Genomic DNA, 25,427 nt, shown 5'->3' on the forward strand with positions numbered 1-25,427 from the left:
GTTCCGGAGTTTACAGATGTGAACTCGTTGCCGCGCATTGTTGCGACACCGTGTCGAACGACCGCGAGAGAGGATTTAAAGACAGCGACCGATGTTGTGTGGTATCTTCGGCGTTCACAAGCATGAACGTGAATTAACAACAATGATTGGTTGGATATCAATGTCGATGTCAAAAATCGCCTCTAGCGGGCTCTTGCACAAGCCTTCGCGTCGCGTCAGGGTTTCGGGACTCGCCATAGCCGTCTCCGCGGGACTTCTCGTCAGTGGCTGTGCGCAGTCCGGCGAAACTTCTACTGATTCTGCCGCGGGCAGTTCGGGTGATGCGTGTGACATTTCGTCGACGTACCCGAGCGGTGCGATCGAATTCATCGTGCCGTGGGCTGCCGGCGGAGGCACCGACAGCGTCTCTCGCTTCGTCGGAATTCAGTTGTCTGACCGTTTGGGAGTTCCCGTCAACGTCGTCAACCGTGACGGCGGTGGTGGCGTTATCGGTCACACGGCCATCGCTAACGGCAACGCCGACGGCTCCGTGATCGGTATGACCACGGTGGAAATCACCATGATGCACTGGCAGGGTCTCACCGACCTCAGCTACGAAGACATCACCCCGATCGCTCAGGTCAACTCTGACCCCTCTGGCATCACGGTTGCCGCTGACGCCCCGTGGGACACGATCGAAGACCTTCTCGATGATGCCCGCGCTAACCCCGGCGACATCGTCGGCTCGGGAACAGCCATTGGCGGAATTTGGGACCTAGCTCGCGCCGGAATGCTCCTTGAAGCTGGCATGGATGTCAACGACATCCGTTGGGTACCGAGCGCTGGTTCCGCCCCCGCCCTTCAAGAGCTCGCTGCTGGCGGTATTGATGTCACGTTCGCCAGCCTCGCTGAGAACGCCACGATGATCGGTGCCGGCGAAGCTCGCCCGCTCGCCATTATGGGCGAAGAGCGCGACCCGAACTACCCCGACGTTCCGACTCTCAAGGAGGTCGGAATCGACTTCTCGATGGGTTCCTGGCGTGGAGTTTCTGGCCCCGCCGGAATGGACGAAGACATCGTTGCTGAACTCGAATGCCAGGTTGCCGACATCGTGGAGAGCGACGAGTACGTCGAATTCATGACGACTGCCGGATTCGGCGTTGACGGCAAGGACACAGCCGCGTTTACTGAGTTCATCGTCAACGAGGATGAAGCTAAGGGAACGATCATGGAAGCAGCAGGACTGACCGGATGACTTTCGACACCGCTCCGGAGGTAGAGGAGTCGGTGGGCAAGCCCGAAAACAGCTACGACCTCGCCAGTGGCGTGGTCGTAGTTGTTTTCGGCTCGGCCATCCTTCTCGCCGTTCGCGATTACCCCACACTGCCGAGCGGAGAGCTCGGCCCCTCGCTCTTCCCCGGCATTATTGGCGGGCTCATGATTCTCATGGGCGTGCTGCTTCTGGGGCGGTGGTTCAAAGCCCGCAAGACGGTTCGACCGGCGAAAGAAAAGGGCGAAGCTGTCGTCTGGAGCAGGTGGATCAATGCCGGGCTCATCATCGGTGCGGTCATCTTCTATCTTCTCGCCGTCGACTTCCTCGGTTTTCTCACGACCGTCAGTGTGATGACGGTCGGACTGATCTTCCGACTCGGCACGAAGTGGTGGGTCGCCATTACGGCCGGCGTACTCACCACGCTCGTGGTCTGGCTGATCTTCAACAAGGTACTTCTCGTGCCGCTTCCACTCGGATTCTGGGGTTAGAACATGGTCGACAATCTCTCCCAGGCGCTCAGCATGGTGGCGAGTTGGGAACTGCTCCTCGTCGTGCTTGCTGCCGGCGTCTACGGAATCTTCATCGGTTCTATTCCCGGCCTCACCGCAACCTTGGCTGCGGCGCTGCTCGTTCCCTTCGCATTCTTCCTCGACCCGCTTCCCGCCATTGCGTCGATCATCACCATGTCGGTGATGGCGATCTTCGCGGGTGACATCCCGTCGGCCTTGGTGCGGATGCCGGGCACACCGGCCAGCGCCGCCTACGTCGAAGATTCCTACCGCTTGACCCAGAACGGCCGGGGCGCTCTCGCGCTCGGAGTCGGCCTGCTGGCGTCGGCGACCGGCGGAATCTTCGGTGGGTTGGTGCTGATTTTCGCTGCACCACAGCTTGCCAAGGTGGCGCTGCTCTTCACGTCATACGAGTACTTCTGGGTCGCAATTCTGGGCCTGACGGCCGCGGTTATTATTTCTCGCGGTTCTCAAGTCAAGGGCACCATCGCGCTGCTCATCGGGCTCTTCGTGTCGACCATTGGTCTGGACATCTCGGTGGGCTTCCCCCGCTTCACGTTCGGCAGTAGCGACTTGCTGGGTGGCATCAACTTCATCCCGGCAATGATCGGTCTGTTCGGCTTGTCGCAGGTGCTGCGCAACGTCATCAGCCCTCCCCCGGCAGCGCTACCGATTCGGATCGAGTCGAAGGGTCTGCTGCGCAATGCCGCAAGCACCCTGTGGAACTACAAAAAGACAGCCGTGGGCGGCAACGTCATCGGCAGCGCGATCGGCACCCTGCCGGGCGCCGGCGGAGATATCGCCGCGTGGGTTGCCTACGCGGTTACCAAGAACGGCTCGAAAGAGGGCAAGAACTTCGGCAGCGGCAAGGGGCACATCCAACCGATTGTTGGTGCGAGTTCTGCCAACAACGCCGGAGTCGGCTCGGCCTATATTCCGACACTCGTATTCGGCATCCCGGGAGACACGATCACCGCCATTCTGCTCGGTGTGCTGCTCGTCAAGGGCGTACAGCCGGGGCCGTCGCTGTTCGATAGTCAAGCGCCCTTGTTGTACTCGATTTTCATCGTATTCATCGCGGCGAACATCTTGATGATCCCTCTCGGCTACCTCGCCATTCGCGGCAGCGGAATGCTACTGCGCGTGCCGAATTCGGTGCTCATGCCGATCATCGTGGCGTTCTGTGTTGTGGGTTCGTTCTCAATCAACAACGGCCTGCTCGAAGTGGGAATCATGCTGATCTTCGGCATCCTCGGCTATCTGCTGGAACAGGCGAAGTTCCCGCTCGCCCCGGTAGTGCTCGGGTTGGTTCTTGGGCCGATTGTGGAAAAGAACTTCATGCAGAGCGTCATCAAGACAGAGTGGGACCTTACGCAGTTCTTGACCCGCCCGATGAGCGCCGCGCTGATGATTCTCACGATCATCGTGTTGCTCTACCCCGTGCTGCAGAAGCTCATCGGCAAGCTGCTGCGATACCGCAAGCCCCTCTAGACCCGAGTAGTCCGCGACGCTAGACCCGAACAGTCGCCGACACACTCGCGAGCGAAAAGAAGCCGCCCACCCTCCAGCTGGTTACTGGGAGTGGGCGGCTTTTCGTTGCGCATCGGGTCAAGCGGTGGGATCAAGAAGCGTGGCGCCGGTGAATCTCTTCGATGATGCGAATCACTTCGACCGAGTCTCGAGGATCCACCGGAAGCGGCTGCCCCCGCAGCAAAGAGTCGGCGAGCAACCCGTAGTAGGTGTCGTACTGCCCGCGAACGGCAGGAACCTTCGACAGGTTATCTCCAATGCCACTAACACCCCACGAGCTCGACGGTTCGACGCCGTAGTCAGCATCGCTCGGCAGTGCGCCAGCGATAAGCGCTGGCTCTTGCCCGTCCAACCCCCACTTTGTGTACGCCGAGGCAGAGCCAAGGACATGGAATCGGGGGCCGACCTGGGCGGCAAGCCCATTCATCCACAATTGAGAACGAACCCCGGTCTGATGAAGCAGCGAGACGAAGACATCGTCGTCGGCAGCGCCACCCGGGCGCTGAGTTGCCACCTCTGAGTACACCTCGGTCACGCCCCCAAACAGCTGGATTGCTTGGTCGATGAGGTGTGCCCCCAAGTCATAGAGGATGCCGCCGCCTTCTGCCGGCGTTGCCTCTGCTTTCCACGACTTAGTGACGTCGGGCTTCCACCATTCGAAACGTGATTCAAATCGCCGGATGTCGCCAAGTTCGCCGGACGCGATGAGTGAGCGAAGCGTAAGAAAGTCACCATCCCATCGTCGGTTCTGAAACACAGTGATCGGGAGCCCGAGTTCTTCAGCCCGGTCGATGAGACCAAGTCCCTCCGCTTCGGTAACCGAGAACGGCTTATCGATGACAACAGCGAGGCCGGCATCGAGTGCGCTGTGCGCCAACGAGACATGTGTACCGGAAGGCGAGCCGATGATCACAAGATCGAGTTCGGCAGCAAACAGCTCATCAGCGGAGGCGACGATTCGAGCGTCGGGATAGAGGGACGCTGCGACTGCCGCCCGTTCAGCGTTGGCAGTCACGATGATATCGAGCGAGAAATCCGGGTTCGCTTCGATAAAGGGAGCGTGAAAGACGCGCCCCGACGTGCCGAACCCGATTACTCCGGTGCGCATAACGGTCATGCGGAGTACCGTCCCGGACGGAAGTCCTTGAGTAGTGGACTCTCGATGCCGAGCGCAATTTCGCGCGCGAGTAGCTCCGGCACAAATAGGCCCTGCGTCGCACCGCTATGGCTGAAGGCAACGAAGTATCCGGAGATTTGCGTGAGCTCACCAAACACAGGGTCACCACCGCCGGGGATCGGCTTGCGTCCGGCGCCAATTGACTCGACTTCAAGCGTGGGGTTTCCCTCCAGCACTTTGCTTGCTTCTGCGAGCAAGCCCTGCACGGTGGATTCCAGATATTCGAAAGTGCCGTCGTCATGCACGGTGATTTCTTCCTCCGACCATCCAGAATCGAGCGCAAGCCCGCCTTCTGGTGTGGGGCGCACTGCGATCCGCGGCGTATTCAGCACGGCCTTGAGTTTCGTGTCGACGGGCTTGGTGAACAGCAGAAGGGCGACTGGACTTTCGTCACCCATCGGAACTCCGAGGTCGCGCATCGCGTACGGCACTGACGGTCCCGTTGCCAAGAGTGCGGCATCCACGTCGATGACGTGCCCGTCGGCAGTCGCGACGCCGGTGACCTTGTCATCGGCAACCACAATGCGTGATTCTCCGGCATTCTCGATGACAGTGCCGCCCAACGCCACGAAGTCTTCGACAAGGAGAGCGATCACACGAGGCAGATCAACCCAACCCTCCCCCGGGTTGAAAACTGCGCCCTCTGCTGAGACGGCGGAGAGATCAACGCCGGGCGCAACGGTGGCGACCTCGTCGGCCGAGAGCCACCGCCCGTCGTAGCCAATGGAGTGCTCGTAATCGAGTACGGATCGCAGCTTGTCGCCGGCACCGTCGACCTCCCAGGTCAGACCGCCATCGAACTTCAGAAACTCTGCTGCCTCAGGGCGCTGAGCCAAGAAAGTCCGCCAGCGGTCGATGCCCATGACACGAAGCTCGTGATACTCCCGCGAGCGAAAATTCGCTGAGTTGAGCCAGGCAAGCGAACGGCCGGATGCGCCATTCGAGAGCGGACCGTCGTTGATAAGCGTGACTTCGACTCCGAGCTTCGCGAGCTGCAGGGCGGTCGAAACGCCGAAGATGCCTCCTCCGATGATTCCAACGCGTTTGGCTGTTGAGGAGAAATTCATGGTGATGTTGCCTTTCTGAGGCGGATACAAAAGTTGAAAGAAACGGCTAAAGCACTTCGGAAAGGAAGCGCTGCAGTCGCGGACTTTGCGGGTTGTCGAACAACTCCGCCGGAGGCCCGGCTTCGACTACTCGGCCCTCGTCCATGAAAACGACCTGGTCGGCGACCCGACGCGCAAAGTTCATCTCGTGGGTGACGACCACCATGGTCATCCCCCGCTTGCCGAGATCTGCCATGAGGTTAAGAACACCCTTAACCAACTCGGGGTCAAGTGCGCTGGTCACCTCATCGAAGAGCATTACTTCTGGCTCCATGGCCAAAGCTCTAGCGATGGCAACGCGCTGCTGCTGGCCGCCCGACAAGTCGCGTGGACGGTGGTCGCTGCGCTCCGCGAGGCCCACTTCTGCAAGACGGCGATTCGCAAGCTCTTTCGCCTGAGCCGAGGACATCTTCTTCACGTGACGAAGAGAAAGAGCAACGTTCTCCAACGCAGTGTGATCTGGAAACAGATTGAAGTGTTGAAACACGAGACCAATACGGCGACGCAGTTCGTCAGGCTTGACCGTCAGTGTGCTCTCGCTCTCCAACAGAACGTCGCCGCTCTTGGGCTCATGCAGCCGGTTGAGGCCGCGAAGGAGAGTTGACTTTCCTGATCCCGATGGGCCGATCACACACGTGGTTGTGCCGGGCGCAACCGTAAAGTCAACGTTCTTCACCACATCAATGGGACCGTACGCGAGCGTCAGGTCGAGGAGTTCGAGCCTGGACCCCCGAAACTGTTGAACGTCTCGTGGGGTGCTGGTGGCATCCGTTGTGCTCATCGTGTTGTCTCCTGGGGGTGGATGATCGTGGGGTCAAGTTCGTCTACTTCGTCAAGCCCGCTTCGTGGCGGAGTGGGCTTGCGCCTTCCGGTGCGGAAACGGTTGTCGAAGTAATTGACCAAGTGCGTCAGCGGAACGGTGATGATGAGGTAGCAGACGCCTGCCGCCACAAGCGGTGACAGGTTGCCGCTGAGAACCGCTGCGTCTTGGCCGACGCGGAAGAGCTCACGCTCTGAGACGAGAAGGCCGAGGAAGTAGACGAGGCTCGAGTCCTTGACGTTCGAGATGAACTGGTTAACAAGGGCGGGAAGTACTCGGCGGATTCCTTGAGGAATCACGACCAGTCGCATCGCCTTGCCGTAGCTCATTCCGAGAGCGCGGCAGGCTTCGAGTTGACCTCGATCGACGCTCTGAATACCCGAACGGAATATTTCACCGATGTAGGCGGAGGAGATCAAGCTGACCGCAAGAATTCCCAGCGGGTAGGGCGAGGGACCAAAGATCTCTTGGCTGATACGGGCGAAACCTTGACCGATAAGCAGGATGGTCAGGATCGCGGGCAAGCCGCGGAAGATGTCGGTGTAAATACGAGCGGGAATCCGAAGCCATTTAGACGTTGATACGCCCATGACTGCAATGATCATGCCGACGACCACACCGATGACGGTGGCGGCGAAGCTGATGATGAGGGTGTTCTTGAGCCCTGTTCCGAGCAGCTGCGGGAGAACCTGCAGCATGGCGTCGAAATCAAGGAACGTGCGGCTGATGGTGTCGAACCAGTCCATTACGGTCTCTCAGACGTGTCGTGGTGAAAGGGGACGTAGGGGCAGCGGGCGATCGCTCGCCACCCCCACGCGATGAACTAGTTAGCCTTCGTCTGTTCCGGTGCGCTCGGACTCAGGAAGGTACATGTCTTGCATCGGGGAACCCGGGAACCACTTTTCGTGCAGTTCCATCCACGTTCCGTCTTCCATCGCTGCGGCTAGTGCCACGTTGATCGCGGCGAGGAGTTCATCGTTCCCCTTTGCTACGACGAAGCCGGCGGGCGCATCAAAGGAGGGGATGTTGATGGCGAGGATCAGATCGTCGTACTGCTCGCCGTAGGTCTTGGCACTTTCGTAGTCAGCAAAGTGGCCCGCGATTGTTCCGCTGTTCAAGGCCGAGACGCCCGCGTTGTTATCGGGAAATTTCACCAGTTCACTTTCCGTGAAGTTGGCAACGGCGTAGGCCTCTTGAAGGGTGCCTTGGACAACACCGATCCGTTCGCCGGCGAGGTCCGCTTCATCTTGGATGCTGTCGTCGGCTGTGATGATCGTGAGGAAGCCAGCGAGGTAGCCGTCGGAGAAGTCGACAGTCTCTTTGCGCTCGTCGGTGGTGCCGATAGCTGCGGCGCCCACGTCGTACTGGCCGTTGGCGACCGACGAGAGAAGGCCGGAGAAGTCCTGGCCGGTGAAGACAACGTCGTAGCCCATGCGGTCTGCGACATCTGTGAAGAGTTCAACGTCGAATCCCGAGAATTCACCATTCTCATCGGTGAAGGTATACGGCTTGGCATCGCCAACGCTTGCTACCCGAATCTCTCCGGGAGTGATCAGGTTGAAACCGTCGTCATCTGATTCGCTCACGGCGGGAGTTGAGCCTGCGCTGCAGGCTGCGAGGGCGAGGACTGCGGTGGCTGCGAGGGCTACTAGGCCCGCACGCCGGCTGTGTGTGCTGAGTGTCATTGCGTGAATCCAATCTTGATGGCGGAAAGCCATTTGGTTGGCGGAACAGTCCCGGTTGGGCAATCCCGATGATCCTTGTTGCCTGCCAGATTTGTTATTCCGGCAACGATACAGACGGTGAACCCTTGCAGATCACCGTTGATCGTTTCTTACACATGCATTGTTGAGTCCGGTCTCAATTGGTAGGGTGAGACCGGACTCACTCAATTGAGTAGAGACGTTACGGTATCCATAGAGACGCGTCAACTCCCGCAATAGATTGTTAACAAACGAAGGACAGCATGAACGAACCGACCGGTCGTCGTCGAGACGTTACCGTCGCCGACGTTGCGCGCGAAGCGAAGGTCGCAAAAGCAACTGCTGCTCGCTCACTCGGCGGTTACGGTGCCGTCAGTGACGACGTACGTCAGCGCGTTCAGGCCGCGGCAGATTCTTTGGGTTACCACGCCAATGGACTTGCACGAAGCATGAATACCGGGCGGTCAAACACCATCGGCGTCATCGTCGGTGACATCGAGAACCCCTACTTTGGGTTGGCGATGAGAGGGATCACTGACACTGCCAAGGCAGCAGGCTACGACGTAATTCTTGCCAACACCGGTGAGCAGCTTGACGCTGAAATTGATGCAGCCCGGGTTTTCGTGGAAAAACGCGTAGATGGGTTCATCGTTGCGCCGGCCTCGTTCACTCTTACCGATCATCTCAGCGACATCGTGAGGTCGGGGCGACCACTCGTTCTGCTCGATCGCCACGTTGTCGACCTCGACGTTGACGTCATCGAGGTCGACAACGAGAAAGTAGCTCACGCGGCAGCGCAACACCTCATCGACCGCGGCCATGAACGTATTGCATTCATTACGACTCTCGAACTCGGATCCAGCCCGTATCAAGCCGGCGACGAACTCGGCGTTTCTTCTGTTTCAGCGCGCGTTAATGGCATCTTGGCTGCGATGAACACCGCCGGTGTCGACAACCCGGAACGCTATCTGCGATTTGGCGCAAACAGCGGTTCTGGCGTCAAGGGAGTGACCCGCGAACTCATGCAGCTCGCTGAGCCACCGACAGCCATAATCGCGTCGGACAGTTTGATCGCTATGGGAGTGCTGGGTGAGCTGCGCGAGCTCGGCCTCACGGTTCCCGACGACGTCTCATTCATCATGTTTGACGATTTCGAATGGGCAACTCTGATTTCTCCAGCGCTCACGGTGATCGCCCAGCCCGTCTACGAAGTAGGTGTCGCTGCGGCCACGAGACTAATCGCCCGAGTTGAAGGGCGCGTAACCGGGGAGCCGGTTCAGCTATTTCCCGCGGCTCTTGTCCACCGCGAGTCGGTTGCTCCGCCCCGAAACCTTTAGCGGTCGCCAGCCGCGATGACTTCGGCTTCTTCGGTGATGTCGATTTCTGCGCCATCCGCTTTCCGTAGGCGTTTGCGACCCAAGATCACGATGAGGGTCGCAACGAGCACGGAGCCCGCTGCGGCGTAGAACGGGGTCGCCGGTGAGATGGCGGCGGCAAGAATGGTGGCGGCGGGTGGGGCGATTGCTCCCCCGAGGAAGCGCACGCCCGAGTAGGCGGATGACGCTACCGAGCGTGGCAGGTCGGTGGCTTCCATGACGCATTCGGTGAGCACGGTGTTGAGCACGCCGAGCAGCATTCCGCCGACGACGACACACACGATGAGGCCGGGGCCGGAGCCGATGAAGAGCGCGGCCGCCACGAGGTCGAGCGCGAGCAGCGGCAACACGAGTCGCAGCACGAGGGTGCGCGGCAGGCGGTGCGTGAGCAGCGGCGCGACCCACACGGAGGTGACGGCGAGCGAGAGTCCCCAGCCGAAGAAGATGAAGCCGAGGGTCATGGCGCTGCCGAAGCCGAGTGGAACCAGGGCGAACGGCGTGTAGGCGAGCAGCACGAAGAACGCGATGTTGTAGAACAGCGCGGCGGCGGCAAGCACTCCGAGGGCCGGGTTGGCCAGAGCGCGGAAGGGTGCTGAGAGCGGCGTTGGGGTTGGACGCACAGCATCCGCCTTCATGACGGTCACAATGCCGATGAAACCGATGGCCATGAGGGTGGCGGTGCCGAAGAACGGGCCGCGCCAGCTGATGCCGCCGAGGAGGCCGCCGAGAAGTGGCCCGATCGCGATGCCCAGGCCGAGGGCTGCTTCGTAGAGGATGATCGCCGAGCTCGTGCCTCCGGATGCCGCACCCACGATGGTCGCCAGAGCCGTCGAAATGAAGAGGGCGTTACCGAGCCCCCAACCCGCGCGGAAGCCGATGACCCATTCGACGTTGCCCGACAGCCCTGCGGCGAAGGCGAACAGCACGACGAGCGCGAGGCCGATGAGGAGGGTGCGTTTGGCGCCGATGCGGCTCGAGATCCAGCTCGTGAAGAACATGGCGAGACCCGTGATGAGCAGGTAGCTCGTGAAGAGCATCTCGGTTTCGGTCGCTGTTGCCTGAAGGTCTTGGGCGATGGCGGGCAGGATCGGGTCAACGAGGCCGATGCCCATGAAGGCAATCACGGAGGCGAAGGCGACAGCCCAGACGGCACGCGGTTGGTGCAGGATGCTGCTGGTGGTGCTCGCGTTGGGGTTCACGGTTTCAGACGTTGGAGCGCCGGTGTCGGATGCGGTGGTGCGGGTCATGATTGTCCTTCTGGGGGTGCGGTGACGGGGGCGCCCGGTGCGAGGTCGGCTGCGGCATCCGCTCGTTGCCCAATGATTTCGACGGCGCGACGCAGCACGGCCACGTCGTCGGTGTCGAGGTCGGCGAAGAGCGGGAGCATGGCTCCGGCGAGTTCGTCGCGCCAGGCGATGAGGGCATCCGCACCGGCGGTGGTGACGGCGATCTGGGAGGCGCGGGCATCATCCGGATCGGCAAGGCGATTGATCCAACCGCGTTCGGTGAGGTTGCTGACGAGCTTGGTCGCGGTCGGCTGGGCGACGCGGCTGAGTTCGGCAAGTTCGCCGAGGCGCATGGGGCCGCCGGAGTTGAGCACACTGAGGGTGCGCCACACTGCGGGCGATTCGGAGCTGCCGGTGGCGCGCGCGGCTAACCGCGTGAGGCGCTGGTTGACCGAGACGAGGTCACCCAGCAGGGAGAGAAGCGAAGTTGGCATCCCCCCACTATACATAGCCCGGCTATGTATATAATTTGCGAGCTAGACAGTAAACAAAAAGTCTTTACACTCACCTCGGGGATCGTTGGGCCGAGCAATGCAACCACTTCCAAGTCTGGGGTCGCAAACAGACGCAAGTATCCGGAGACGTCACGAACGAGCGTTGGTGCCAAAGATTCTTCTGACGCAGCGCGAGAAAGAGAATCCGTCCTGCCGCGGCTGTGCATTGAGTTCGTCTTCAATCGCTCTCAACCAAACGTGGGCCATCCTCCGTCGCACATCCATATTCAGAGCGACTGCAAACCCCGCTAGCGCCAACAGAAGATAGAGGACACCCAAAATAACCACGACGACGAAGGCTGCACGGTCGCTTGCGGTCAAAATGGCCGCGATCGCTATCGCTATCCCGATAATTGAGACGATGACTGACGCAAGCGAAACCATCAACTGAGAACTCGCTGGCTCCGCCCAACGCCGCAAACCGGACAGAACGGCCAGACGGGCATCTGGCAGCACCTTGGTCGACTCCACGAAATTCTCTATCTGTGCACTAGTTGGCCAGTCGTTCATACCCGGCCAATGCTCAATCGCGTCCGCCGGAAATTCACTGGGCATCCAAGGCACGTACCGCCCAAAGCTTCGAGCGTCGCGCTTTCGTCGCTTGCGAGCGCTCTTAGACCCGCTCATGGTCTCCGGAGCAATATATTCAGCCATTTCGCAATCCCATTCTTGCCGAAACCCCAATAATCGTGACCGACTTCCGGGCCCTCGTAAGCGCAACATATAGATTCCTCGGATCCTCAAATTTAGCGAGATTCGCAATAATTACATGATCGTATTCGAGGCCCTTTACGAGCAGAGTCGTTGACGCGACCCGAGTCCCGTGCACTCTACCTGTATGCCGAATGCGATCTCGAATGAGTCCAAGTTCCACTAGCGGAGCGGCTCCGCCCTCGGAAGTGGCACGTATCGATTCCAGAGTGTCTCGCCAAGCCTCCCATCGATAAACTTTCGCCTTCGAATCGGCGACGATGCCCCGAGCTGCTTTAGCCAACTCGTCGAATGAAGGCTGTCGGCGCAGCAGGTCTAAGTGTTCAAGTGCTGAATCCAGTCCGTCTCGCTTGTAATGCGTCACCGACTCGTTGGACCGCAACTTGCCAAGGACAGCAGAGTCGATCCCACCCAAACCGATACAGCACGCTTTCGCAAAATTGGCGAGCCAATAAGCCATAAGGTGCGACGAAGGTTCTGGAAATGAGCTCAGGTGCTCGGCCATAAAACGACCGCCGATGTCTTCCATAACCGAAAAGGATCCGCCTAAACGGCTCGCATGAGCCGCCGCATCCGGGCGCCACTTGTCCAGCAGTACAACCGACTCCTCGAAATTTCGGTTGGCATGCGCTACTGCACCCAAGGCCCCTTGCCCGCTCGAAACGAACCGCAAACCTGGCACTTTCACTGATGTCAGATCGAATACCCCGCCACTGACCAAGCTAGGACGCAAATCCAACAGCCACCGCCCAAGTTCGGGATTAGTTTCGGCCCAACGATGAGGCTCATACTCCATGGTTTTTAGCGGGAAGTCGTCGAATACCTCAGCATCCCAGTCGACAAGTGTGTCCGAGAACCCGAAAATGCCCTGAAGGCGGTCTCCGAAAACTATGGTCTTGGGAATGGCCGTGCAGATGGACCGAATGAACGCGTGTTGACGCTCGCTGCAGTCTTGATACTCATCCACGAAAAATGCACCAAAACTATGTGAATGCATCTCTCGAATAGCCTTTGAATTTACAACTCTGGTCGCTCCGTCGATGTACTTGCCAGAATCAGACCAATCCGGAATCGACGGTACCGCGATGCCTCCTAGCGTGCCGTACGCGCGAAGGAGCTGAAATGCCCAGCTCGTGATCGTGTCTACATGAAATGCCGGTCTACCGACCTTCATCTTCTTCAATCGCGTTCTCAGAACATCAACTCCAGCATTCGTATGAGTCAGAATGAGAGAGCGCATTCCTAACTTGCTGGCAGCTCGAACGCTCGCAGCAAGCAAGTGCGTTTTACCCGTGCCCGCAGGCATCTCGAGCGAGCATGGTGCTTCGTTGAGGAGATTTTCTGCCGAAGCTTCGAGATCCAAATTACACGTCCCGCCCGGACAAAATTTCGGCGTTTGGCCCGTACGCGAAATCCCTAACCTCCAGCAATACATCGCCGAATCTGCTGCCGGGTGAAGCGAAATTGTGCTGGTAGATCCACTCGCCGAGAGCTCGACCACTATCTACACTCTTGAACCAACTAAACCTCACGGCGGCGTCCGCCACCAACTCACGAGCCCCCGGTAGATTTATTTCACCAGCCAGAAGCCACTCCTCGATGTCTATTGAGCGATAGATTTCTGGCAAATGGCAGCGATGAAGATCATCGAGAATCGCTTGTTCAGCCCCTCGGATCGATACCGCTAACTGCAACAACGATGAAAGGGCGCAGCCGTTGAGCGACTCAATAAGGGAAAGCTCAGTGTTTTTGCCTCTTGGCCAACGAATAATTTGAACGCCAGCGGCGAGAGCCTTGGCCACGGCGGCATCCACGTTCCGATCATCATTGTCAAGAAATGCACCGGAGTGGAATCCCAGCGCGTGCAATGCTGCAGCTCGGGGTGCCGCCTCAGACCCGCCTTGTCCATCTTGGACCACGACGCCTTCACCGGCCGACACCGAGAGCCCCTCCAGCACTCGATCACGATCCCAACATTCCAACAGCCCCTTCACTAGGCCCTCCTCGGTTTTCCCCTCCACTACAAGAACACGCTTTGCCAAAAAGGAAGATGGGCGTTGACGCCGAAGACGAAGAGCAGTGCCGCCGCTTGCAGGCAACGCGAGGACCCTGGTAGCGCCGTCCAAATTTCGAACGATCGCAAGGTTGGGCGTGGAAGCTTGCTCTACGACTACAGAAGAATGGGTGGTCATGAATATTTGGGAATAGGACGAATCCCCTCGAAGGTGCTGAATTAGCCGCACCACCCGGTGCGGCTCCAGGCCGTGTTCTATCTCATCGATCAGAAGCACAGTCCGGGCACCGGCAGCTAGTTGTTGAATCGCAATCCCTGCTAGACGTTTCGTACCAAGACCGTAGTTTGTTAAGGGCACAGCCCCTTCGAATAGGGCAAGATTTCCGCCGCTCGACATAGATGCATCAAGTCCCGGCATTATGTCGGTGAAGGTGCCGCTTCCCACCTCGTTCACCTTTGCTTGGATATTCTTGGTGAGATCGCTAAGGTCAGCGTCCTTGAGCGTAGCGATCGACTCTCGTGCGGCCCGAGCGGCGGCCGCAAGAGCGCTTTTTGCCTCGCCGTCGCTTGACGATAGTCGCCCCAACGCGGAGGTACGAGTCCAGCGCAGGTGAGAATCTACTCGATCATCGACCTTGAACGTGGCGAACTCACGGCGATGGTAAGCGCGCAGCTCGGCTGATTCGCCCTCATCATCCAACCGTTCGATTGTCCAGACAGGTTCGAGCGAATCGTCAACACGAAGCTGCACGATGAGGCACGGATCCGTGCCGTCGACTGGATCCTGCGTGACCGTGCCCGCGCCGTCGATCCCACTTAAATGCAAGCCGAAAGCGCTCTCCTTCAAAAGACCTCGCGGAAGGTCGGAAACCACTGCTTTGATGACGATCGGCGTGGATGCGTCGCTAGCGAAGAAATCGGTATCGTTCAGCGTAGGATTCCAGCGATCGCCTAGTACTAGGTGAATCGCGTCGAGAATCGTCGATTTACCCGAGTCCCCATTGCCTACTAAACAGACCAAGTTCGAGTCCTGAGGCACCAACCAGTTTAGAGACTGGATTCCACGGAAATTCTGAACTTCGAGCTTTCGCAATCGCACTGATAGTCCTCCGGCTCGAGCATCGCGACACATGAGTGATAGTCGAGAGCTTAGTGTCACGTGGAGGCACCTTGCGAGAGTGAAATCTCTCCGTTCGATGCTCGTCCAATTCAATGACTGATCCTCCAGAGCAGTACCATGCAACACATTGGCATCCCTCGCCCTGCCAGCAACTGCTAGGCGCGCTTCGGGAGATGAAGAAAATAGGCTCAAGATATGACGCAATTGATCGTGCTCGATACGGTATTCGATGCTCCTGTTGCTGAGGTGTGCGCGATGTCGTTGAGCGTGAAGGTGCACCTCGATTCGATGACGCACCACCGCGAAAGAGTCGTCGCCGGCCGCAACACTGGGCATTTCGTCGAGGGTGATGTCGTCACATGGTCGGCACGCCATTTCGGCCTACCTCTAAGCCTCACGGTGCAAATTTTTGATGTGGATGCTCCGCACCGGTTCGCGAATAAACAAGTCCACGGGCCGTTTGCCGCCTACCACCACGAGCACCTCTTCGAGGAGATCGACGGCCGCACCCACATGCAAGATCGACTGACCTTCGCAGCACCGTTCGGGCCGCTCGGGCGTCTCGTAGAGAAGCTGTTCCTTCGTCACTACATGCAGACGCTGCTCGATGAGCGCAATACTGCCCTACTTGATACAGTCACCCGCTAGTCGAAATTGCAAAAACTTCGAAGATGGTTCGGCAGAATCTTAGTTACCCAAACGACGCACAGTCCTCATGAGTGTGAAAGATTGACTGGGGCACCAAGGGCTACATGGATATCTACAGGAAAGACTTCATCGCGTCTGCTCGCTGTAATTCCCCGAGTTCCCATGACACTCGCATCTCTTGCAGAGGAACTACGCGAATCATCGCATCCTCGTCGACAATTGCCACACCGAGCGGTCGGAGCCCAGCAACCGGCAGGGTGGTTTCCGCTGAACTCCCAATTTTCCAGAAGAGGGCGATCGATGAAACCATTACAGACGGAAAGTGGTGTGGCCGACATAACGGATCAATGTCAATGTCGGCCACTAAATGGGGACCAAACACGAGGTGGTAAGGGTGGCTCGAGAGCCGATGTTCAGCTACAAGGTCTAGTCGTTAGGCATTGGCTGATCCACAAAGACTCCAAAAGTCCAGTCTGTCGTACGGGTGCTGTTATCTTCGACAAAAATCCGAGCTTTGCTTATGCGATGCGTCAAGATCGTGAACCAGATCGAAAGAATAGCGCTTGCCATGCCACTTACTGCCCAAACGGCGCCAACCACCCAACTCGGGAGCAATTCTTCATCTATCAGCAGGACTAAAGTCGCCAGAACTAGTGGCACGAGCGTAGAAAGCGCGATGCTTCGAAGGCTAGTCAGGAGACGCCGCCTCGCGGGGTGTTCGTTGTCTCGGATCACGTAAGCGACGAGCAAAGATGGGATCAGCACCAGAAGAGTCACTGCAGGATCAAGGTTGTTTCGAAGGTTTTCAACGAACCCCCACAGAAGGTCCGCAAAGCTACCAAGAAGGAGAAGGCTGGTGGAGATGTAGGAGAACCAGAGAATCGGCACGCTGAACCCGCGCATGTCGGGTAATAAGGCTGCAACCACATAGTGGTCCCCCGGCGAAACGCCTTTTGTGTAGAAGATGGCACGTTCTGTGGTGACTCGGGATGCGTATTGAAGGACGACCTGATCGCCCTGAGACGGAGGGGAGACCAGCAAGGCGAAAGCAACGAAGGTGCCTTCAGGCGCGACTACTCGGAGGTGCTCCCGGGCGGCTCGTCCCACATTCTGGGCACGAAGTATCACGGGATAGGAGGGCTTCGTTGGATAGAAAGGCCATCGTTTGGGTGAGAACCAATGCCTAGCGACTCGTTTCGATAAGAATTCGACGTTCGCGTCTCGTTCGTTCTCAAGGCGCCGATACTTGATAAGTATCCGATCAAACTCGCCGGCTCCACGTGCCGCAAGGATGAAGTTATCTGTGAACAGTTCGAGGTAGTCGCTTACGGTCTTGTCTGCACGTATCTGATCCCAAAGAGCTGCATCCGGGGAGCCGGGTTGAATTCCTGTTCGCGTTTCGCTTTCAGTCTCATAGTCTTCCTCGGGCTCCTCTGGGGCATCATCCGGAAACGAGTGTATGGCGGAATATATGCTCTGGTGAATGCTAACGGGAAGAGCTTGAGGAGAGAGCCTTAGCTTGTCCTGAATTAAGCACAGAATTATCATTTGGGCAATCAGGGAGTCTTCGTCCCTGTCTATAACCGAGATACTCGCCCCGGAGGAATCGTGTAAGTCGAAATCGAGTAGCAGGCCTTTAGGGATGATTGTCAACGGAATGAAAACTTCCGTTTCAATCTGATGAAGCTCCTTTCGACGCCTCAGCTCCAGCATATCGATGTCAACCGACACAGATCTTTCTCTGTGATCCAAATCGACGAGCTGGATTTTCTCTACCCGCCGACTAATCCAGCTAGGTGCCTCAAGAAGCTCAAGGTAAAACCTACCCAGCGACAGGTCAGTCGTTGGAGTCGGGGGAAGTCCTTGGCAAAGCTCCGATTGCGATTCCTGTCTGCTTTCTGAGCGACTCCATAGCCTTGCCAGCACCTGGACCAAAGCTCTTATTGATCGCACGAATTTCTTCCCTCGAGTACTTCTTCGCAGGCTCGCTTCGTCTAGGAGACCTTGAGATGCTAACCCAGTGCATATTAAAGACTCCAGACAATGCTCGACACCCAAGCGGATTTCCTGAAAAAGCCATTCGAAGTGGGCGTACATTTAACTCGCCACCGACCTCGCCCTCCGGCTCGTTTAGCGTCAGCTGACTTGAGGATATGTGCTTTGAAACTGCTTTTAGTAAGCATCAGGCCTTCAATACTGTCGACAGCAATCGATGACTCCCTTGGGCCGGAATTGTTGTTGAGCTCGGCAAAGAAAAATCGAGGATCCACCCTGAACTGATCTGGATTAGACATAATCCCATCTCTCTGGCGTGTCGTCAAACCAATCTGGCGTGTCGTCGAATTGACGCGGCGTGAAAAATTCCACTTTACAGCCATAATCGATGTTGATCCGGTTGCCGAATTTCATCGAAAGGCGCGCCGGAGTTGCCAAAAACTTATTGCGATGTTCCCGATTGAGCGACTACGCACCTCCGCGCCACGAGGGTCAAGATGAGCCTAGCTTCATCTCGATCAGTGGCGAACGCAGCAGGCTCCTTCGTCAGTTACTCAGCAAGACTCCCACACAAGTTGCCAAGGTGCCGCCCAAAAACGCAAGATCGGAAAGTAGATGGCTCTGGGCGACCTGCCATTGAAGAAAAGCTCGAGTTCACGACGGAGCGCCTCGAGCTTTGTACAGATACCGCGCTGATTGTCTCAGCCTGCTTGCTTATCCAGAACAGCTACATGGCAGCGCGCCCTACGCCACCGGTTGCGAGATGCTAACGGCCTGCTTCACACGCCTCGCGGTCTACGCCATTGACGATGGCGCCAAGCCTGAGTCGGAGCGAAACACGATTGACAATGCATGCCGAGACGTCTACGGGCGGGCGAACCGCGTCAGGACGCAGCCCGAAGCTGAGCCTGAGAAAGCAAAAGTTCCTCACACGAGTGCGAGGAACTCGACTGCGAGGTGATTGGAATCAGGTTACATGAACCATAATTTGAGCAACGGTTTTTTGCTGGGGTACCTGGACTCGAACCAAGAACAAAAGAATCAGAATCTTCCGTGTTGCCAATTACACCATACCCCACAGGATTCAGCCGCAGCCGAACCGATTTACTACTTTAGCGCATCCTGAGCGGGTTGTGGTTCACTCCTTGACGTCATATAGGACTTGTCCTATATTCGGAGCATGTCTCTCCTCCACGCGGTGCTCGGTTTCGTCGCGATTCAGCCCATGACTGGCTATGAACTTGGCAAAGCATTCTCGACGACCGCCGCACACTTCTGGCCCGCCGATCAGTCGCAGCTCTACCGCACCCTCCACCGCGCCGAAGCCAACGGCCTTGTTGAAAGCACCACCGTCGAGCAGACAACCCGACCCGACCGCCGCCTGTACACACTGCTCGAACCAGGCCGCGAAGCGTTGGACGCGTGGCTGGCCTCACCGCTTGAACCAGACAACTCCCGCGAACCTTTTCTCCTGCGGCTGTTCTTCGCCGCATCACTCGGCACCGCCGGCGTTATCGAACTGCTCGACCAACGTCGCTCCGCTGCCGTAGAACTTCTCACCACCCTCGACACTCTCGCCTCGAGCGCACCCCACAAACCCTCGAAAACCACTCTCGCCATCCAGCTGCAATACGCAACGCTCGAATCGGGAAGAGCCCACGCGCGCGCCGAGATCACATGGCTCGATGAACTGCGCGCTCAGCTCGCCGACCACAAGGAGCCCGCCCGATGAATAAGATCACCACCCCCATCCACCGCGCTGCGCGCATCGGCGCCACCATCGCTGCCGTGCTCTTCACCCTCGTCGCGCTCTTCCAACTCGCCGTCGTTCTCGGAGCACCGCTCGGCGAATACACCCAAGGCGGGGCGAACAAAGGCACGCTCCCCGCTCAGGGCCGCATCTTTGCGGGCGTCTCCGCCGCCCTCGTTCTCGTCATGGCGGCAGCAATGCTCGCTCGCGCCGAACGCGGTCCCCTGAGATTCGCTCCACGCCGGCTCATCGCCGTGCTCGCCTGGATCACCACCGCCTATGCGGGTGTGGGCGTCATCCTGAACCTCATCACGCCAAGCGCCGTTGAGCGAGCTGTCTGGGCCCCCGTCACCGCGGTGATGTTCGCGGCGTGCCTCGTCACCATGCTGCTGACGCGTGGCCGCGCCGCAAAGTGAGTTCTAGAGCAAGTCGCGGTTGATGACCGCGGCAACCTCAGCGCCGTCACCCGCGGCAACGATGAGCTGCTGGGGGCCGGGCGGGGTGGCATCACCAATCGCATAGGCTCCCGCCGTGCTGGTGCGGCCGGCAGCGTCCACGACAATCAGACCCTCCGCGTCGAGTGCGAGCTGCAAGCCCGCCGCAAAGCCGAGCGCCGTCTCATAGTCGGGGCGCACAAACGCGGCCTCGCGCGGGATCGTCTCACCGTCGGCGAGCACAACACCGTTCAGGCCATCGCGGTCGCCCGCGACATCCGCCACCTCACGACGATCCACGCGAACACCGCGCTCCGCGAGCATCGCCTCATCAGCGTCGCTCACGTGGCCAACGCCCTGCGTGAAGACAATCAGGTCGCGGCTCCACTGCGAGAGCAGGAGCGCGCGCTCGGCCAAATCATCCGTGTGCCCAATCAGCGCGATCGGCCGATCCGCATACTCGTAACCGTCACACTCCATGCACGAGTGGATGCTCGTGCCATAGAACGCGCGCAGCGTCGGCAGCTTCGGCAGAACCTCACGCAGCCCCGTCGCGATCAGCACGGTGCGGGTCGTGACCGCTCCCCCGCGATGCGTCACCATGAAGCCCGCGCCGACGGTCGCAGAAGCGGCGCCCTCAACAGCACTTCCGGCATCCTCAACATCGGCAGCAGCCAGAGGCTCAATGCCCTCAACAATCGTGCGCTCGAACGACACGTTCGGATACTGCTCAAGCTCCTCACGGCCCATCTTGCGAAGCTCGAGAGGAGAAATACCGTCGCGACTCAAAAAGCCGTGAGAGTGAAACGTCGCCGAATTGCGGGGGCGATTGCTGTCGAGCACGAGAGTGCGACGACGTGCCCGCGCCAGATTCAGGGCAGCACTCAGTCCGGCCGGTCCGCCGCCGACAATGACAACATCCCAGTCGAACTGCTCACTCATAGCTGGGCGCGCAACGCCTTCAGACGAACCAAGGTCGATTCCTTGCCCAACAGTTCCATCGATTCGAAGAGCGGCGGGCTGATACGGCGACCAGCAATCGCGCTGCGCAACGGACCGAACGCCAGGCGCGGCTTCATTTCCTTCACGTCAATAAGTTCGGCGCGCAGGGCCGCCTCGATTGCATCGTGCGTCCATGAGTCGAGATCGGTGAGCACCGCGATCGACGCATCCAACACCTCGGGGCCTTCGGCCTTCGGCATTGCATCGGCGTCAACCGTGAGGTCAGCATCCGGAGTGAACAAGAACTGCAACAGCGCCGGCGCATCGCCCAGCAACTGCATGCGCTCCTGCACGAGCGGCGCAGCAGCCGCGAGCATCGTCAGCTCAGCCTCAGTGGGCTCAGCCGAAATTACGTCAGCCACAACGAGGTACGGCACGAGACGTCCGGCGAACTCTTCTGCCGACAAAAGACGGATGTGATCGCCATTGAGCGACTCCGCCTTCTTCACATCGAAACGGGCCGGGCTCGGCGTGACGTTCTCAACGTCGAACGCCGCGATCATCTCTTCGACCGAGAACACGTCGCGGTCAGGAGCAAGCGACCAGCCGAGCAACGACAGGTAGTTGATGAGACCCTCGGGGATAAACCCGCGGTCACGGTGGTGGAACAGGCTCGCCTCAGGGTCACGCTTGGAGAGCTTCTTGTTGCCCTCGCCCATCACGTAAGGAAGGTGACCGAAGCGCGGGATGGCGTCGGTGAGACCGATCTCGATCAGTGCCGTGTAGAGGGCGATCTGACGCGGAGTGCTCGAGAGCAGGTCTTCACCGCGCAGCACATGCGTGATACCCATGAGCGCGTCATCCACCGGGTTCACGAATGTGTACAGCGGAGCACCGTTCGGGCGCACCACAACGAAGTCAGAGAACGACCCAGCGGGGAACGTGATGTCGCCACGAACCAGGTCGTCAAAGCTGAGGTCAGAGTCGGGCACGCGCAAACGTAGAGCCGGCAGACGGCCCACTTCTTTGAAGGCGGCGATCTGCTCAGCAGTGAGGTCGCGCTCAAAGTTGTCGTAGCCCTGCTTAGGATCGCGACCGTTGGCCACGTTGCGGGCCTCGATCTCTTCACCGGTTGCAAATGACTCGTAGAGGTGACCGGAAGCCTTCAGCTTCTCGATGACCTCAAGGTAAATGTCGGTGCGCTGCGACTGACGGTAAGGCTCGTTCGGCCCACCAGTCTCGACGCCTTCATCCCAGTCAAGACCCAACCAGCGCATCGCGTCGAGAAGCTGCAAATAGCTCTCTTCGCTGTCGCGAGCGGCATCCGTATCTTCAATACGGAACACCATCTTGCCGCCCATGTGGCGCGCATACGCCCAGTTAAACAGGGCAGTGCGGATCAGCCCAACGTGGGGCGTACCGGTAGGTGACGGACAAAACCGAACGCGAACGTCGGAAGCGGTTGCAGTAGAAAATGGCGCAGACATTGCCACCATTCTAAGCCGCAGAACCGCCCTCTGCAGGCGGTTCTGCGGCAGCGCCTACTTGGCGATAGATCGAACCGGGTTGCTCAGCGTGCCGATGCCCTCGATCGTGATCTCGACAGTGTCGCCGTGCACGAGCGGGCCAACACCGGCAGGCGTGCCCGTGAGAATAATGTCACCGGGCAACAGCGTGAATGCGGCCGAAGCGTAGACGATCTGCGCAGCAACAGAATGAATCATCTGGTCGACGGTGCCGTCTTGCTTGAGGTCACCATTCACCGTGGTGCGGATGCTCTGCGAGCCCACCTCGAACTCAGTCTCGATTACCGGCCCGAGCGGGCAGAACGTGTCGAAGCCCTTGGCACGTGACCACTGGCCATCAGACTTCTGCAGGTCGCGAGCCGTGACGTCGTTGGCGATCGTGTAGCCGAAGATCACACTGTCGACATCGGCTTCAGCAACGTTCTTGGCAATGCTGCCGATGATGACGGCAAGCTCTCCCTCAAACGCGACCTCGTCCGACTGCGGCGGCAACATGATCGCATCGCCGGGGCCCACGACAGACGTGTTCGGCTTGATGAACATCATGGGAGCATCCGGAACCTCGTTGCCGAGTTCCTTCGCGTGCTCGGCATAGTTGCGACCGAACGCCACAACTTTTGAACGTGGGATGACCGGCGCCAGCAGCTTGATGTCCGCGAGCGGCAAACGCTCATCGGTGGTCTCGAAACCGTTGAACATCGGGTCACCCGTCAGTACAACAATTTCGTCGCCATCGATGATCCCGTAGCGGGCTCCCGTGCCAGAACTGAACCGAGCTACCTTCATGCGTCAAGCCTCGTCATCCAGCCGTGCTTATCTTCGCGACGGCCATATTGGATGTCGGTGAGCTCTTCGCGCAGCGACATCGTCAGTTCGCCGGCGGGAGCATCCGCCGACCCAATTTCAAAACCGTCACCCTTGAGCAGAGCAATGGGGGTGATGACGGCGGCAGTGCCACACGCGAACACTTCGGTGATGTCGCCCGAGGCCACACCCTCACGCCACTCTTCGAGAGTGACGCGACGACGTTCAACCTTGTGACCGCGATCTTCAGCAAGCTGAAGCACCGAGTCGCGCGTGATGCCTTCCAGGATCGACTCCGACTGCGGGGTAACGAGGGTTCCGTCTTTCTTGACGAGAACCACATTCATGCCACCGAGCTCTTCGATATATTTGCCCTCTTCAGCATCCAAGAACAGCACTTGAGCACAGCCCTGAGCGGATGCCTCCTGCTGGGCCACGAGAGACGACGCGTAGTTGCCACCAGTCTTAGCCGCACCCGTTCCGCCCTTGCCGGCACGAGTGAAGTGCGTGGACACCCAGATCGATACAGGGGCAACGCCGCCGGCAAAGTAAGCGCCGGCGGGGCTCGCGATTACGTAGTAGTTGACCTTCTTCGCGGCGCGCACACCGAGGAACGCCTCTTTAGCGAACATGAAGGGGCGCAAGTAGAGGCTGGTCTCGGGCGCGCTCGGCACCCAGTCGCCATCAACCGCGATGAGCTGCTTGAGAGAGTTAACGAATTCGTTGACCGGCAGCTCGGGCAGCGCCATGCGGGCTGCAGAACGCTGCAGACGAGCACCGTTCGCTTCGGGGCGGAAGCACCAGATCGAGCCGTCTTCGTGACGGAAAGCCTTGAGACCCTCGAAGACTTCTTGGGCGTAGTGGAGCACAGCAGCGGCAGGGTCGAGCGCGATCGGCCCATACGGCTGCACACGGGGACGGTGCCAACCGCCCTGCTCCGACCAACAAATATCGACCATGTGGTCAGTGAAGTTCACCCCAAAGCCCGGGTTCGCCAGAATTGCTTCACGCTCTTCAACCGAGCGAGGTTCCTGGTTCTTCTTCACGAGGAACGAGAGGGGGCGATCAGCCAGCAGATTCTTCATCAAATGTCCTTAATGACGTACAGCCATAATGGCGGTGGGTTAATTCTGCGCTACAGCGTCGGCAATTGCACTGCCAATCTCAGCCGTGGACCGCGCGGTGTCGCCACGGGTGCTGAGATCGGCTTCAACGGCCGCAGTGACGCGGGCCGCGGCATCCGATTCGCCGAACTGTGAGAGCAGCAATGCAATCGACAGGATTGCCGCCGTGGGATCAGCGAGTTGTTTGCCCGCAATGTCGGGCGCTGAACCATGAACCGGCTCAAACATCGAGGGGAATGCCCCACTCGGGTTGAGATTGCCGGAGGCGGCCAAACCAATGCCGCCGCTGATGGCTGCTGCGAGGTCTGTAAGGATGTCACCAAAGAGGTTGTCGGTGACGATAACGTCAAATCTACTCGGATTTGTGACCATGTAAATCGTCGCCGCGTCGACATGCATGTAATCGACCTCTACGGCGGGAAATTCTTGCGCCACCCGGTCGACCGTTGTCTGCCACAAACCGCCCGCGTGAACGAGCACATTGGTCTTGTGAACGAGCGTGAGCTTCTTGCGGTCGCGCTCCATAGCGTGCGCGAAGGCGAAGCGAACAACGCGCTCAACGCCGAACGCCGTATTGATCGACACCTCAGTGGCGATCTCGTGCGGTGTGCCGGTGCGGATGCGCCCGCCATTGCCCACGTAAGGGCCCTCGGTGCCCTCCCGTACGACAACAAAGTCGACCTCGCCGGGGTTGGCCAGCGGTGACATCACGCCGGGGAAAATCTTGGTGGGACGCAGGTTGACGTGGTGGTCAAGCGCAAAACGCAGCTTCAGTAGCAGGCCGCGCTCGATGATGCCGCCCGTGAGGCGAGGATCGCGCGGGTCTCCCCCGACAGCGCCCAGAAGAATCGCGTCGTGCTTCGCGAGCTCAGCGATGTCGGAGTCTTCGAGAATGGTGCCCGACTCAAGGTAATGAGCGGCGCCAAAAGGAAACTCGGTGGGTGCGACATCCACACCGGTTGCCTTCAAAACCTTGAGGGCCTCGGCCACAACTTCTGGCCCAATACCATCACCGGGAATGACTGCAAGCTTGATCTGAGAAGGCATGTAAATACAGTACCGCTGCGCGGCTCTCACTCGCGTCGGAGCGCGGCACTCGATGCGCT

23 protein-coding genes and 1 tRNA gene are annotated in these 25,427 nt (G+C 58.9%); 7 read left to right on the forward strand and 17 right to left on the reverse strand.

Annotated features, from left to right (window positions below; genetic code table 11):
* Positions 1-160 precede the first annotated feature (160 nt).
* The 3 genes from I6E56_RS04185 to I6E56_RS04195 are packed head-to-tail and all read left to right on the forward strand — an operon-like array spanning position 161 to position 3,252.
* Entirely contained in the window at positions 161-1,234 is a 1,074-nt protein-coding gene (locus I6E56_RS04185) for a tripartite tricarboxylate transporter substrate binding protein (RefSeq protein ID WP_197136249.1), read from the forward strand.
* The gene (locus I6E56_RS04190; RefSeq protein ID WP_197136250.1) at positions 1,231-1,740 is read left to right on the forward strand and encodes a tripartite tricarboxylate transporter TctB family protein; all 510 of its coding nucleotides are present in this window, start codon (positions 1,231-1,233) and stop codon (positions 1,738-1,740) included. Before I6E56_RS04185 ends, I6E56_RS04190 begins: the two co-directional genes overlap by 4 nt.
* A 3-nt stretch (positions 1,741-1,743) precedes the next feature.
* Complete coding sequence (locus tag I6E56_RS04195; RefSeq protein WP_197123758.1) at positions 1,744-3,252, forward strand: tripartite tricarboxylate transporter permease; 1,509 nt, start codon at positions 1,744-1,746, stop codon at positions 3,250-3,252.
* Between the two features lie 130 nt (positions 3,253-3,382).
* Here I6E56_RS04195 and I6E56_RS04200 read toward each other — a convergent pair whose 3' ends face one another.
* The 5 genes from I6E56_RS04200 to I6E56_RS04220 form a co-directional block, all read right to left on the reverse strand.
* Positions 3,383-4,408 carry a Gfo/Idh/MocA family oxidoreductase gene (locus I6E56_RS04200; protein ID WP_197136251.1) on the reverse strand — a complete coding sequence of 342 codons (1,026 nt, stop codon included), beginning with the start codon at positions 4,406-4,408 and terminating at the stop codon, positions 3,383-3,385.
* Positions 4,405-5,535 (reverse strand): FAD-binding oxidoreductase, encoded by a 1,131-nt coding sequence (locus tag I6E56_RS04205; RefSeq protein ID WP_197136252.1) that lies wholly within the window; start codon positions 5,533-5,535, stop codon positions 4,405-4,407. Before I6E56_RS04205 ends, I6E56_RS04200 begins: the two co-directional genes overlap by 4 nt.
* Positions 5,536-5,581: 46 nt before the next feature.
* The gene (locus I6E56_RS04210) at positions 5,582-6,355 is read right to left on the reverse strand and encodes an amino acid ABC transporter ATP-binding protein (RefSeq protein ID WP_197136253.1); all 774 of its coding nucleotides are present in this window, start codon (positions 6,353-6,355) and stop codon (positions 5,582-5,584) included.
* Positions 6,352-7,140, reverse strand: a complete 789-nt coding sequence (locus tag I6E56_RS04215; protein WP_197136254.1) for an amino acid ABC transporter permease — start codon at positions 7,138-7,140, stop codon at positions 6,352-6,354. The genes I6E56_RS04210 and I6E56_RS04215 overlap by 4 nt, the downstream gene beginning before the upstream one ends.
* 81 nt (positions 7,141-7,221) lie before the next feature.
* Positions 7,222-8,079, reverse strand: a complete 858-nt coding sequence (locus tag I6E56_RS04220; RefSeq protein WP_197136255.1) for an ABC transporter substrate-binding protein — start codon at positions 8,077-8,079, stop codon at positions 7,222-7,224.
* A 281-nt stretch (positions 8,080-8,360) separates the two neighbouring features.
* On the opposite strand from I6E56_RS04220, the gene I6E56_RS04225 reads away from it, so the two are divergent.
* Positions 8,361-9,434: a LacI family DNA-binding transcriptional regulator gene (locus I6E56_RS04225; protein WP_197136256.1), complete on the forward strand. Its 1,074-nt coding sequence runs from the start codon at positions 8,361-8,363 to the stop codon at positions 9,432-9,434.
* Here I6E56_RS04225 and I6E56_RS04230 read toward each other — a convergent pair.
* From I6E56_RS04230 to I6E56_RS04250, 5 genes are all read right to left on the reverse strand, one after another.
* On the reverse strand, positions 9,431-10,720 hold the full coding sequence (locus I6E56_RS04230; RefSeq protein ID WP_231606236.1) for an MFS transporter: 1,290 nt from the start codon (positions 10,718-10,720) through the stop codon (positions 9,431-9,433). The genes I6E56_RS04225 and I6E56_RS04230 overlap by 4 nt on opposite strands.
* Positions 10,717-11,193, reverse strand: a complete 477-nt coding sequence (locus tag I6E56_RS04235; protein ID WP_197136257.1) for a MarR family winged helix-turn-helix transcriptional regulator — start codon at positions 11,191-11,193, stop codon at positions 10,717-10,719. The genes I6E56_RS04230 and I6E56_RS04235 overlap by 4 nt, the downstream gene beginning before the upstream one ends.
* Positions 11,194-11,343: 150 nt before the next feature.
* Positions 11,344-11,763 carry a hypothetical protein gene (locus tag I6E56_RS04240; RefSeq protein WP_197136258.1) on the reverse strand — a complete coding sequence of 140 codons (420 nt, stop codon included), beginning with the start codon at positions 11,761-11,763 and terminating at the stop codon, positions 11,344-11,346.
* Positions 11,764-11,899: 136 nt separating this feature from the next.
* Positions 11,900-13,327, reverse strand: a complete 1,428-nt coding sequence (locus I6E56_RS04245; protein ID WP_197136259.1) for a UvrD-helicase domain-containing protein — start codon at positions 13,325-13,327, stop codon at positions 11,900-11,902.
* Position 13,328: 1 nt separating this feature from the next.
* Entirely contained in the window at positions 13,329-15,077 is a 1,749-nt protein-coding gene (locus I6E56_RS04250) for an ATP-dependent endonuclease (RefSeq protein ID WP_197136260.1), read from the reverse strand.
* A gap of 216 nt (positions 15,078-15,293) precedes the next feature.
* On the opposite strand from I6E56_RS04250, the gene I6E56_RS04255 reads away from it, so the two are divergent.
* The gene (locus I6E56_RS04255; protein ID WP_197136262.1) at positions 15,294-15,746 is read left to right on the forward strand and encodes an SRPBCC family protein; all 453 of its coding nucleotides are present in this window, start codon (positions 15,294-15,296) and stop codon (positions 15,744-15,746) included.
* Positions 15,747-16,172: 426 nt separating this feature from the next.
* On the opposite strand, the gene I6E56_RS04260 is transcribed toward I6E56_RS04255, so the two are convergent.
* Together I6E56_RS04260 and I6E56_RS04265 are read right to left on the reverse strand one after the other, a co-directional pair.
* The gene (locus I6E56_RS04260; RefSeq protein ID WP_197136263.1) at positions 16,173-17,477 is read right to left on the reverse strand and encodes a hypothetical protein; all 1,305 of its coding nucleotides are present in this window, start codon (positions 17,475-17,477) and stop codon (positions 16,173-16,175) included.
* A 1,270-nt stretch (positions 17,478-18,747) separates the two neighbouring features.
* Positions 18,748-18,819 (reverse strand) — tRNA-Gln (locus I6E56_RS04265).
* A 102-nt stretch (positions 18,820-18,921) separates the two neighbouring features.
* On the opposite strand from I6E56_RS04265, the gene I6E56_RS04270 reads away from it, so the two are divergent.
* A complete protein-coding gene (locus I6E56_RS04270) occupies positions 18,922-19,473 on the forward strand; it encodes a PadR family transcriptional regulator (protein WP_197136264.1) in 552 nt (183 codons plus the stop codon).
* Positions 19,470-19,907: a hypothetical protein gene (locus tag I6E56_RS04275; protein ID WP_197136265.1), complete on the forward strand. Its 438-nt coding sequence runs from the start codon at positions 19,470-19,472 to the stop codon at positions 19,905-19,907. The genes I6E56_RS04270 and I6E56_RS04275 overlap by 4 nt, the downstream gene beginning before the upstream one ends.
* 3 nt (positions 19,908-19,910) lie before the next feature.
* Here I6E56_RS04275 and I6E56_RS04280 read toward each other — a convergent pair whose 3' ends face one another.
* Genes I6E56_RS04280 through I6E56_RS04300 form a run of 5 tightly spaced genes read right to left on the reverse strand, consistent with a single transcriptional unit; the run spans position 19,911 to position 25,368 of the window.
* Positions 19,911-20,867 (reverse strand): NAD(P)/FAD-dependent oxidoreductase, encoded by a 957-nt coding sequence (locus I6E56_RS04280; protein WP_197136266.1) that lies wholly within the window; start codon positions 20,865-20,867, stop codon positions 19,911-19,913.
* The gene (gene gltX, locus I6E56_RS04285) at positions 20,864-22,354 is read right to left on the reverse strand and encodes a glutamate--tRNA ligase (RefSeq protein ID WP_374061372.1); all 1,491 of its coding nucleotides are present in this window, start codon (positions 22,352-22,354) and stop codon (positions 20,864-20,866) included. Before gltX ends, I6E56_RS04280 begins: the two co-directional genes overlap by 4 nt.
* A gap of 54 nt (positions 22,355-22,408) precedes the next feature.
* The gene (locus I6E56_RS04290; protein WP_197136268.1) at positions 22,409-23,179 is read right to left on the reverse strand and encodes a fumarylacetoacetate hydrolase family protein; all 771 of its coding nucleotides are present in this window, start codon (positions 23,177-23,179) and stop codon (positions 22,409-22,411) included.
* Entirely contained in the window at positions 23,176-24,282 is a 1,107-nt protein-coding gene (locus tag I6E56_RS04295; RefSeq protein WP_197136270.1) for a branched-chain amino acid aminotransferase, read from the reverse strand. Before I6E56_RS04295 ends, I6E56_RS04290 begins: the two co-directional genes overlap by 4 nt.
* Positions 24,283-24,321: 39 nt before the next feature.
* Entirely contained in the window at positions 24,322-25,368 is a 1,047-nt protein-coding gene (locus tag I6E56_RS04300; protein ID WP_197136272.1) for a 3-isopropylmalate dehydrogenase, read from the reverse strand.
* Positions 25,369-25,427 lie beyond the last annotated feature (59 nt).

This window comes from Salinibacterium sp. NK8237 (assembly GCF_015864955.1).
Taxonomy (GTDB): Bacteria; Actinomycetota; Actinomycetes; order Actinomycetales; family Microbacteriaceae; genus Rhodoglobus.

What these genes read in the sequence shown, in the direction of transcription:
- I6E56_RS04185 (WP_197136249.1), top strand. Translation starts at nt 161, where the DNA reads ATGTCGATGTCAAAAATCGCCTCTAGCGGGCTCTTGCACAAGCCTTCG.
- I6E56_RS04190 (WP_197136250.1), top strand. Translation starts at nt 1,231, where the DNA reads ATGACTTTCGACACCGCTCCGGAGGTAGAGGAGTCGGTGGGCAAGCCC.
- I6E56_RS04195 (WP_197123758.1), top strand. Translation starts at nt 1,744, where the DNA reads ATGGTCGACAATCTCTCCCAGGCGCTCAGCATGGTGGCGAGTTGGGAA.
- I6E56_RS04200 (WP_197136251.1), bottom strand. Translation starts at nt 4,408, where the DNA reads ATGACCGTTATGCGCACCGGAGTAATCGGGTTCGGCACGTCGGGGCGC.
- I6E56_RS04205 (WP_197136252.1), bottom strand. Translation starts at nt 5,535, where the DNA reads ATGAATTTCTCCTCAACAGCCAAACGCGTTGGAATCATCGGAGGAGGC.
- I6E56_RS04210 (WP_197136253.1), bottom strand. Translation starts at nt 6,355, where the DNA reads ATGAGCACAACGGATGCCACCAGCACCCCACGAGACGTTCAACAGTTT.
- I6E56_RS04215 (WP_197136254.1), bottom strand. Translation starts at nt 7,140, where the DNA reads ATGGACTGGTTCGACACCATCAGCCGCACGTTCCTTGATTTCGACGCC.
- I6E56_RS04220 (WP_197136255.1), bottom strand. Translation starts at nt 8,079, where the DNA reads ATGACACTCAGCACACACAGCCGGCGTGCGGGCCTAGTAGCCCTCGCA.
- I6E56_RS04225 (WP_197136256.1), top strand. Translation starts at nt 8,361, where the DNA reads ATGAACGAACCGACCGGTCGTCGTCGAGACGTTACCGTCGCCGACGTT.
- I6E56_RS04230 (WP_231606236.1), bottom strand. Translation starts at nt 10,720, where the DNA reads ATGACCCGCACCACCGCATCCGACACCGGCGCTCCAACGTCTGAAACC.
- I6E56_RS04235 (WP_197136257.1), bottom strand. Translation starts at nt 11,193, where the DNA reads ATGCCAACTTCGCTTCTCTCCCTGCTGGGTGACCTCGTCTCGGTCAAC.
- I6E56_RS04240 (WP_197136258.1), bottom strand. Translation starts at nt 11,763, where the DNA reads ATGAACGACTGGCCAACTAGTGCACAGATAGAGAATTTCGTGGAGTCG.
- I6E56_RS04255 (WP_197136262.1), top strand. Translation starts at nt 15,294, where the DNA reads ATGACGCAATTGATCGTGCTCGATACGGTATTCGATGCTCCTGTTGCT.
- I6E56_RS04270 (WP_197136264.1), top strand. Translation starts at nt 18,922, where the DNA reads ATGTCTCTCCTCCACGCGGTGCTCGGTTTCGTCGCGATTCAGCCCATG.
- I6E56_RS04275 (WP_197136265.1), top strand. Translation starts at nt 19,470, where the DNA reads ATGAATAAGATCACCACCCCCATCCACCGCGCTGCGCGCATCGGCGCC.
- I6E56_RS04280 (WP_197136266.1), bottom strand. Translation starts at nt 20,867, where the DNA reads ATGAGTGAGCAGTTCGACTGGGATGTTGTCATTGTCGGCGGCGGACCG.
- gltX (WP_374061372.1), bottom strand. Translation starts at nt 22,354, where the DNA reads ATGTCTGCGCCATTTTCTACTGCAACCGCTTCCGACGTTCGCGTTCGG.
- I6E56_RS04290 (WP_197136268.1), bottom strand. Translation starts at nt 23,179, where the DNA reads ATGAAGGTAGCTCGGTTCAGTTCTGGCACGGGAGCCCGCTACGGGATC.
- I6E56_RS04295 (WP_197136270.1), bottom strand. Translation starts at nt 24,282, where the DNA reads ATGAAGAATCTGCTGGCTGATCGCCCCCTCTCGTTCCTCGTGAAGAAG.
- I6E56_RS04300 (WP_197136272.1), bottom strand. Translation starts at nt 25,368, where the DNA reads ATGCCTTCTCAGATCAAGCTTGCAGTCATTCCCGGTGATGGTATTGGG.